The organism is Variovorax sp. OV329, from assembly GCF_900114785.1.
In the GTDB taxonomy this organism is placed as follows: domain Bacteria; phylum Pseudomonadota; class Gammaproteobacteria; order Burkholderiales; family Burkholderiaceae_C; genus Variovorax.
On record NZ_FOUG01000026.1, the window covers coordinates 56,607 to 62,736 of the forward strand.

At 62.2% G+C, this 6,130-nt stretch carries 7 protein-coding genes; 3 read left to right on the top strand and 4 right to left on the bottom strand.

Features of this window, described 5'->3' with window-relative positions; all coding sequences use genetic code 11:
• Window position 1 precedes the first annotated feature (1 nt).
• From napA to BM345_RS27695, 4 genes are all read right to left on the bottom strand, one after another.
• Entirely contained in the window at window positions 2-2,500 is a 2,499-nt protein-coding gene (gene napA, locus BM345_RS27680; protein WP_093386535.1) for a periplasmic nitrate reductase subunit alpha, read from the bottom strand.
• On the bottom strand, window positions 2,490-2,768 hold the full coding sequence (locus BM345_RS27685; RefSeq protein ID WP_093386537.1) for a chaperone NapD: 279 nt from the start codon (window positions 2,766-2,768) through the stop codon (window positions 2,490-2,492). The genes napA and BM345_RS27685 overlap by 11 nt, the downstream gene beginning before the upstream one ends.
• A gap of 39 nt (window positions 2,769-2,807) precedes the next feature.
• Window positions 2,808-2,978 carry a periplasmic nitrate reductase, NapE protein gene (napE, locus tag BM345_RS27690; protein WP_254790031.1) on the bottom strand — a complete coding sequence of 57 codons (171 nt, stop codon included), beginning with the start codon at window positions 2,976-2,978 and terminating at the stop codon, window positions 2,808-2,810.
• Between the two features lie 117 nt (window positions 2,979-3,095).
• The gene (locus tag BM345_RS27695) at window positions 3,096-3,506 is read right to left on the bottom strand and encodes a PAS domain-containing protein (RefSeq protein WP_093386542.1); all 411 of its coding nucleotides are present in this window, start codon (window positions 3,504-3,506) and stop codon (window positions 3,096-3,098) included.
• Between the two features lie 128 nt (window positions 3,507-3,634).
• On the opposite strand from BM345_RS27695, the gene BM345_RS27700 reads away from it, so the two are divergent.
• The 3 genes from BM345_RS27700 (at window position 3,635) to BM345_RS27710 (ending at window position 6,056) form a co-directional block, all read left to right on the top strand.
• Window positions 3,635-4,090, top strand: coding sequence for an RrF2 family transcriptional regulator (locus BM345_RS27700; RefSeq protein ID WP_093386545.1), 456 nt, complete (start codon window positions 3,635-3,637; stop codon window positions 4,088-4,090).
• A gap of 390 nt (window positions 4,091-4,480) precedes the next feature.
• Window positions 4,481-5,104 (top strand): tyrosine-type recombinase/integrase, encoded by a 624-nt coding sequence (locus BM345_RS27705; protein ID WP_093386548.1) that lies wholly within the window; start codon window positions 4,481-4,483, stop codon window positions 5,102-5,104.
• A gap of 217 nt (window positions 5,105-5,321) precedes the next feature.
• A complete protein-coding gene (locus BM345_RS27710) occupies window positions 5,322-6,056 on the top strand; it encodes a hypothetical protein (protein ID WP_093386550.1) in 735 nt (244 codons plus the stop codon).
• Window positions 6,057-6,130: the final 74 nt, after the last annotated feature.

Consider the following 6,130-nt stretch of genomic DNA (forward strand, 5'->3'; position numbering starts at 1 on the left):
GTCAGACCTTGGTGATTTTTACGGCGCACTTCTTGAAGTCCGTCTGGAAGGAGATCGGATCGGTGGCGTCGAGCGTGACCTTGTTGATCAGCTGGCTGGCGTCGAACCAGGGCACGAACACCAGGCCCTGCGGCGGCTTGTTGCGCCCGCGCGTCTCGACGCGGGTGCGCATGCTGCCGCGCCGCGAGGAAATCTCCACCTCGATGCCGCGCCGGATGCCCAGCGCCTTGGCGTCCTCGGGGTGCATGTAGCAGACGGCGTTGGGCACCGCCTTGTGCAGTTCGGGAACGCGCCGCGTCATCGAGCCCGAATGCCAGTGCTCCAGCACGCGGCCGGTCGACAGCCAGAAGGGGAATTCCTTGTCGGGCATCTCCGGCGGCGGCTCGTAGGGCAGCGCGAAGATCAGCGCCTTGCCGTCCGGGTAGCCATAGAACTGGTAGCCGGTGCCGGCCTTCACATAGGGGTCGAGGCCCTCCTTGTAGCGCCAGCGGGTTTCCTTGCCGTCGACCACCGGCCAGCGCAGGCCGCGCACCTGGTGATAGGTGTCGAAGGGCGCCAGGTCGTGGCCATGGCCGCGGCCGAAGCTCGCGTATTCCTCGAACAGGCCCTTCTGCACATAGAAGCCGCATTCCTTGGCCTCGGCGTTCTCGTAGCCGGCCTCGATCTGCGCGTTGGGGAACTTGTCGACCTGGCCGTTGCGAAACAGCACCTCGTACACGGTCTTGCCGCGCAGCTCGGGCTTCTTGGCGAGCAGTTCCTCGGGCCAGACTTCCTCGATCTTGAAGCGCTTGGAAAACTCCATCAGTTGCCACAGGTCCGACTTCGCCTCGCCCGGCGCGTTCACGAGCTGGTGCCACATGTGGGTGCGGCGCTCGGCGTTGCCGTAGCAGCCTTCCTTTTCCACCCACATGGCCGCCGGCAGGATCAAGTCCGCCGTGAGCGCGGTCACGGTGGGATAGACATCGGACACGACGACGAAGTTCTCCGGGTTGCGGTAGCCCGGATAGCCCTCGTTCATCAGGTTGGCGCCGGCCTGCATGTTGTTGTTGACCATGACCCAGTAGGCATTGAGCTTGCCGTCCTTGAGCATCCGGTTCTGCAGCACCGCGTGATAACCCGGCTTGTCGGGGATGGTGCCGTGCGGAATCTTCCAGATCTCTTCGGCATGCTCGCGGTGCTTCGGGTTGGTCACCACCATGTCGGCCGGCAGCCGGTGCGCGAAGGTGCCCACTTCGCGCGCCGTGCCGCAGGCTGAGGGCTGGCCGGTGAGCGAGAAGGGGCTGTTGCCGGGCGTGGAGATCTTGCCGGTCAGCAGATGGATGTTGTAGACCATGTTGTTGGCCCACACCCCCCGCGTGTGCTGGTTGAAGCCCATGGTCCAGAAGGACATGACCTTGATCTTCGGGTCCGCGTACAGCTCGGCCAGCGCTTCCAGCCGGTTCTTGGGCACGCCGCTGAGCTTGGCGGTGTACTCCAGGTCGTAGGTCGAGACGAACTTGGCGAAGTCGTCGAAGGTGATGGGCTTGGCGCCGCCGGCGTCGCCCGCGTTCTTGGCGGCCTTCTGCAGCGGATGCTCAGGCCGCAGGCCGTAGCCGATGTCCGCGTTGCCCAGCCGGAAGGAGGTGTGCTTGTCGACGAACTCGCGGTTCACGCGATTGGTCTTGATAATGTAGTGGGCGATGTAGTTGAGGATCGCCAGGTCGCTCTGCGGCGTGAAGGTCAGCTCGATGTCGGCCAGTTCGTAGCTGCGGTGCTCGAAGGTCGAGAGCACCGCCACCTTCACGTCCGGTTTGGACAGGCGGCGGTCCGTCACCCGCGTCCAAAGGATCGGGTGCATCTCGGCCATGTTGGAGCCCCACAGCACGAAGGCATCGGCCGCCTCGATGTCGTCGTAGCAGCCCATCGGCTCGTCCATGCCGAAGGTGCGCATGAAGCCGACGGCAGCCGAGGCCATGCAGTGGCGCGCGTTGGGGTCCAGGTTGTTGGACCGAAAGCCTGCTTTCATCAGCTTGAGCGCGGCGTAGCCTTCCCACACCGTCCATTGGCCGGAGCCGAACATGCCCACTGCCGTCGGGCCCTTTTCCTTGAGCACGCGTTTGAACTGCTCGGCCATCACGTCGAAGGCCTGGTCCCATGAGACGGTGGTGAACTCGCCGTCTTTGGCGTACTTGCCGTTCTTCATGCGAAGCAAGGGCTTGAGCAGCCGGTCGTCGCCATACATGATCTTCGAGAGGAAGTAGCCCTTGACGCAGTTCAGGCCGCGGTTGACTTCCGCCTCGGGGTCGCCATGGGTGGCAACCACGCGGTTGTCCTTCACGCCGACCGTGACGCCGCAGCCGGTGCCGCAAAACCGACACGGTGCCTTGGACCACTTGATGCCGGGCGGATGCGGGTCCATGGTGGCCGCCGGCTGGGCGATGCCAGCGATCGGGATGCCCGCAACCGCGCCTGCGGTCGCTGCTGCCGTCTGGCGGATGAAGTCGCGCCGGTCAATGGACATCGGGGAGTTCCTCGTTCATTGCTTCCTCGGTGTCGGCGTACTGGTAGACCAGCGTGGCAGCCAGCACGCCCTCGGTGCGCTGGATGTCGGCCACGCGGCCATGCATCTGGTCGGCGCTATCGGCGTCCAATGTGATGACCAGCTTGCCGGCGGGGGAACTGCCGTGCACGCGCGCTCCGGGCATCCCGGCAATCGCCTCGGCCACGCTTTGCATGCGTCGTGGTGTCGAATGCACGACGAGGCTGCTGATGTGGACTTCGGCTGGCATGGTGGCTTCCCGTTTGAAGGGTGGCTGTGGCTTAGGCGCTCAACTGCCCGGCGGGCCGGTGAACATCTGGAAGATCCAGACCAGGAAGCCGTAGCCCCCCACGATCATGACGGCCAGCACCGGTGCCATGACCACCGACAGGAACAGGAAGCTGCGCAGCTCCTGTCCCTTGGTGAAAGCCTCGCTCGTCGAATCGACCGAACTCTTCACTGGCCCCTCCGTGAGTGCTTGATGCGCCTGTTTGAAATGCGTCGCACCACAAATGTGCGTGGATTCTTTATAGATCATTGCCGCGTGTCAACTAACAGGAAATCGTCGTCCTGCGAGCTAACGCGGCTGCGCTGCCACTGCCGCCTTCTCGCGCTCGACGCGTTCGGTTGCATCCCGCGCCACTGCCACCGACCCGAGCGGCGCACCGCTGGCGTCCGTAACCAGCGCAAAGCTCATCTCGACATAGAGCTTCTGCCCCGTCTTATGCTGTCCCCGCGTCAGGGTGGGTCGGCCACCCAGTCGGGTCTTGCCGTTCTCCATTGCCGCGTCGAAGCCTCGCCAGTGCGCCTTGCGCAGATGCTCTGGAATTACCAGGTCCAGATGCTGCCCCAATGCTTCGGAGGCCGTGAAGCCGAACATCGCGACCGCGGCGGCGTTCCATCGCTCGATCACGCCTGCCTTGTTAGCATAGATGACGGCTTCCGCCGCCTGCTCCAGGATCAGTCCATCTACTGGGTCGTGGGACATTCTTCTTCCTTTGCGATTCGCGCATGGCCTGGGCTTCGTTCCAGCCCGGCGGCGTAAGATATATAGCAGATCAATCTTCGTGTGCACAAGAGGAACTTCGTTCGCGCACACGACCTCGGAGAGTGCCGATGCGCCTTACCGCGATGACCGACTACGCGTTGCGCTTGATGATGTACGTCGCCCAACGTCCGGAACGCCTGTGCACGATCGCCGAGATCGCTCAGGTCCATGGCATTTCGGAAGCTCATCTTATGAAGGTCACCCACCAGCTTGGTCTGCAAGGGTGGATCGAAACCGTGCGCGGTAAAGGTGGCGGCATGCGACTTTCGCGCTTGCCCCAAGACGTCAATCTCGGAGAGTTGGTGAGGGGAGTTGAGCCGAACTTCCGCCTCGTTGAATGCTTCGGCACTGGCAGCACTTGCCCGCTGACCGGGCGCTGCGGGCTGGCCGGCATTCTGGACGGTGCGCTCCAGCGCTTTCTAGCGCATCTGGACGGCTTTACGCTGGCAGATGCCCTAGAGGCGACAGGCGCCACTCTTGGCGGCTCCCTGCCTGTAAGAGTGCATCGCCGAGCATTGGCATAGGCCCTCCCTGGCCGCTCGGCCGAGGGAGGACTCGGACAGGACTGGCGGCGCCACCGCCTCCGGTGTCGAATGCGAGGGCGGATCGGGAACAAGACTCGAGGCTAAGCGGCTCGATGCACGCCCGATGTTAGAAATCGATGAGGTGCTCACCCGCGGCCTACTCGCAGTCCTCTCCCGAAACTGCGACCGCTTTGCGCGGGAGAGCAGACGGACCGCTCAGCCACTTCGCCGACCGCTCCTGGCCGGGACCGGGGCTAGCCCTCAGCTCCAGAAAGCTGCCCCCGACGTGAGCATGCAACCCCTTGGCAGGGTCTTTCATCTCACCAGCATCAAACGCTTAGATGGCGCGTGGCGCATCGTTGAACTCCCTCAATTTGATGGGAGTCCATCATGGAAACCGTCTCCAACGCTGCTCACCGCGAGCCATGGAACAAGGGCAAGATCGTCGGGCAAAAAGCAAGTTCAAGGGTCAAGGACATCTGGGCACTTCGAGTCCGCCTCCAAATGGAAAACCGCGTGCGCGAGCTTGCGCTCTTCAACCTGGGGATTGACAGCAAGCTCCGCGGCTGCGACCTCGTCAGCCTTAAAGTCCGAGACATTTGCCATGGCGACCAGGTTGCGGCTCGCGCCGTCGTGATGCAACACAAGACCCAACGTCCAGTGCAGTTCGAGCTGACCCAAGTAACCCGGGACGCCCTGCAAAAGTGGATCAATCAAGCAGGATTGAAGTCAGAGAATTTTCTGTTTCCGAGCCGTGTCCATGACTCGCCGCACCTGGGGACTCGGCAGTACGCTCGAATCCTGGAGGGATGGGTCGAGGAGCTCGGCCTTGATCGCTCGGAATACGGCACGCACTCGATGAGGCGAACGAAGGCAACCTTGATCTATCGACGTACCAAAAACCTGCGAGCGGTTCAGTTGTTGCTTGGGCACGTCAAACTTGAGTCAACGGTACGCTACCTCGGCATCGAGGTCGACGACGCATTGGAGATCTCCGAGCAAACTGAGATCTGAACAACCGGGAGACTGCTTCCGGGCAGGGCTTCGGAGGCACAGTCCCGGCCAGGAGCGGTCTTACGTCGACGACGCCCAATTTTCCCCAATAGCAGACCTTGAGTCGGCCTCTCCCCAGTTTTGAGGAGCTTTCAGCGACGGTGACGCGCTGCCCAGCCAGACCTTGATGGTCACGGTAGCTGATGTGGCAGGATGCGGCCAGCGAACAAGGAGCACTGTGGCCAGCGACAACGACGATTCCGTGATAAAGGTGACGATTGCCGTGAATGCCATCAAGGAGGGGAAGATTGGAGTCCCCGACGAGCCTTGGGTTCAGGAACTGCTGGCAGCGCCCCGCGGCCCCACCGGAAGCGTAGTGTTGAAGGGTTTGTCACAAGGGGCGATTTCCAGAGCTCGAGCCGTATCCATGGCGGTCAGGTTCATGCAGCAGCAAGCTCGCGAGCCTAACTCGGAGCCTGTTGTCAAGCTCGACAAGGCTGAAGCGCAGGCAGAACTCTTTCGGCTCTTTGCGATTCTCTTCGCGGCCTTGGTTGGCGTGTCAGCCCAGGACATTTCGTATTCAGAAATCCAGGGACGGCTGTTGGCGAGGCTGAAGGACGACGGCGCCGCGGTCTCCAAGAGGGTGAACGCTGCGACCGATGAGCTGCATGCCTTCTACAAAAAGAATGCTCACCCGCTGTTCCGGGCAGCCAAAGAATTCGGGGGCATGAAAGCCGTTCTTGGCGGGCAGCGCCGCTTTACTGAAACGACGCTCAATGGAGTTCGGGTCTCCGGCCTGTACCTGGACACCCAACTGATTCCGGACCCAATCTTCTCCTTCATCACAAGCTCGATTGCGAAGGACATGAATGCTGCGCCGCTCCAGCTGGCGCACACCCTCTTTTACCTGCTGCAGCTCGAACCACTCGTACATGCGCACTTGGCCACCCCGCTAGTGGACTGTAACGGTTAAATAGGAAGTATCATTGTGCCTCCGGAGGGCGCAATGGAACTGACGAAAACTGAAGTCTTGGAACTGCAGCGACA

Excerpts from the sequence above, each read along its gene's own strand:
- BM345_RS27700 (WP_093386545.1), top strand. The coding sequence starts at position 3,635 with ATGCGCCTTACCGCGATGACCGACTACGCGTTGCGCTTGATGATGTAC.
- BM345_RS27705 (WP_093386548.1), top strand. The coding sequence starts at position 4,481 with ATGGAAACCGTCTCCAACGCTGCTCACCGCGAGCCATGGAACAAGGGC.
- BM345_RS27685 (WP_093386537.1), bottom strand. The coding sequence starts at position 2,768 with ATGCCAGCCGAAGTCCACATCAGCAGCCTCGTCGTGCATTCGACACCA.
- napA (WP_093386535.1), bottom strand. The coding sequence starts at position 2,500 with ATGTCCATTGACCGGCGCGACTTCATCCGCCAGACGGCAGCAGCGACC.
- BM345_RS27695 (WP_093386542.1), bottom strand. The coding sequence starts at position 3,506 with ATGTCCCACGACCCAGTAGATGGACTGATCCTGGAGCAGGCGGCGGAA.